The sequence below is a fragment of the Mesorhizobium sp. M7A.F.Ca.CA.002.05.1.1 genome, assembly GCF_003998335.1.
Taxonomy (GTDB): domain Bacteria; phylum Pseudomonadota; class Alphaproteobacteria; order Rhizobiales; family Rhizobiaceae; genus Mesorhizobium.
This window is the reverse complement of the sequence record NZ_RZQI01000929.1, coordinates 1-2,282: the sequence shown is the minus strand read 5'-3', so window position 1 is coordinate 2,282 and position 2,282 is coordinate 1. Positions and strand designations below refer to the sequence as shown.

2 protein-coding genes are annotated in these 2,282 nt (G+C 65.4%); both read right to left on the bottom strand.

From position 1 onward, the window contains the following. On the bottom strand, positions 1-543 hold a 543-nt coding region (locus EN939_RS30670; protein ID WP_442919579.1), incomplete at its 3' end, for an ABC transporter permease. Next, positions 540-2,069 carry a sugar ABC transporter ATP-binding protein gene (locus EN939_RS30665; protein ID WP_127271393.1) on the bottom strand — a complete coding sequence of 510 codons (1,530 nt, stop codon included), beginning with the start codon at positions 2,067-2,069 and terminating at the stop codon, positions 540-542. The genes EN939_RS30665 and EN939_RS30670, both read right to left, overlap by 4 nt. Positions 2,070-2,282: the final 213 nt, after the last annotated feature.

Below are 2,282 nucleotides of genomic sequence, written 5' to 3'. Positions count from 1 at the left end.
CATCGGCAGCCAGCCGGTGATCGCGTCGCCAAGATAGAAGGTACCGAGATCGGGCGACACGAAGCCGCCGGGCTTGTCCATCACCAGCAGCGTCACGCCTTGCAGGATGAACATGGTCGACAGCGTCACCACGATGGGCTGCATGCGCAGCACGGCGATGAAGAAGCCGTTGAAGGCGCCCACCGCCATGCCGACGCCGATGCCGACGGCGGTCCACAGGATGATGCTGGCGCCTGGCGCCATCGGGTCCATGCTCGATGCCAGCACGGCATTGACCAGCGATATCACCGCGCCGGCAGAGAGGTCGAAACCGCCCGACAGGATGACGATGGTCTGACCGATCGCGGCGAGCGCCGAGGTGGTGCCGCCGCTCGACAGGAACGACACGTCGAAATAGGTCAGCGGCCCGGCGTTGATCCAGTCGACAACGAAGAGCAGGATCGCCAGGACGATCGCGGCAATCAGCGCGCCACGATTGCGCACCAGCGCGCGGCGCAGACCGAAGCCGCCGGGAACAGGGGATGAGGCTGCTGCGCTGCTCATGCGGCTTCCCCGGCATGGCCAAGCGCCGGGCGCATGATGGCCGGTTCGGTGATGGCGTCGCCTTCGAGTTCGGCGGCGATGCGCCCGTCGTAGAGAACCAGGACCCGGTCGCATTGGTGGACGAGTTCGGGAATCTCGGTCGAGTGCAGCAGGATCGAACCGCCCGAAGCCACGTAGTTTCGCATCATCACATAAAGCTCGTGCTTGGTGCCGACGTCGATGCCTCGGGTGGGATCGAACAACAGAAGGATGCGGCTCTGCGCCACCAGCCATTTGGCGATGGCGATTTTTTGCTGGTTGCCCCCGGAAAACGCACCGGCCCGCGTCCAAAGCGCGCGGCGGTCGACCTCGACAGTGTCGAATGCCGCCTCGACGGAGCGGGTCTCAGCCTGCGCGTCGACAAGGCCTAGCCGTGTGAAGCGCGATATCACCGGCAGGGTGGCGTTCTGGCTGCCCGACAGCTTCAGGAACAGGCCTTCGGATTTGCGGTCTTCCGGCACCAGGCCGATGGCCATGTTGGGGCGCAAGGCATCGGCCGGCGAACCGAGCCAGACCTTGCGGCCGTCGACGAGGATGTGGCCGCGCTCGATCTCGGCCATGCCAAAGCAGGCCAGGAACAGGTCCTGCTGGCCCATGCCCTGCAACCCGGCGACGCCGAGGATTTCGCCCTTGCGCAGATCGAAGCCGGCGCCGTCGAGCTTGCGCCCGACCTTTAGGTCGCGCACGCCCAGAACCGGCGGCCCGAAAGCCTGGGCGCTGTCCGGCTTGGGCGGGAAGGTCTGCTCGATGCTGCGGCCGATGATCTTTTCGATGACGTCGCCATCCGAGACATCGGCAACCGGCGCGGTGACGATGTGGCGGCCGTTTCTCAGGATCGTCAGCGTGTCGCAAAAGGCGCGGACCTCGCGCATGCGGTGCGTGATGAAGACGATGGTGGTACCCGCCGCCTTCAGCCCGGCGATGATGTCGCCCAGCCAGTCAACATCGCGGCCGGCGAGCGTCGAGGTCGGTTCGTCGAGCAAAAGGATGCGCGGCTTGCGGTAGACGGCACGCGCGATCTCGATCTTCTGGCGCACCGAAAGCTCGAGCTCACTCACCTCGGCGTCGAGATCGACGGAAAAACCGAGATCCTCGATATGGCGGCGGACGGCCTTGCGGGCGGCACCGCGGCGGATCAGGCCGGAGATGCCGACCGGGGCGTAAGGCAGCATCATGTTGTCGAGGACGGAGAGGTCGCGCACCAAGGTCATCTCCTGGAATGCTGTCTGCATGCCCAGCGCATGTGCTGCGCGCGGCGCGCCGTAAGCGATCTCCTTGCCGAAGACACGGACATGGCCTTGGCTCGGCCGGACCAGTCCGGACAGCAGCTTCACCAGTGTCGACTTGCCCGCTCCGTTTTCACCGAGCAGGGCATGGACGCTGCCGGGCGCGATCGCAAACGACACGCCGTCCAGCGCAACGGTCGGTCCGAACGCCTTGCTGATGCCGTCGATCTCGATGGCGGGGAGCTCGGAATGTTCTGTCATTGTCCTCGATCGCCAGGCTTGGCATGGGCTGACGATGCACGGACAGAAAATGTCCGCGCATCGTCAAGATCGCCTTGGGAGGCTTATTCTTCCGGTTGTCCGACGAGGGCAGCCGCGAGGCCGACCTCGGGTGTCTGGTCCGAGAAGATCGAGGCAAACCAGCCCGGGTTGGAGACCAGCGACGGCTTGAAGGCGTTGCAGCCGGCCTTCATC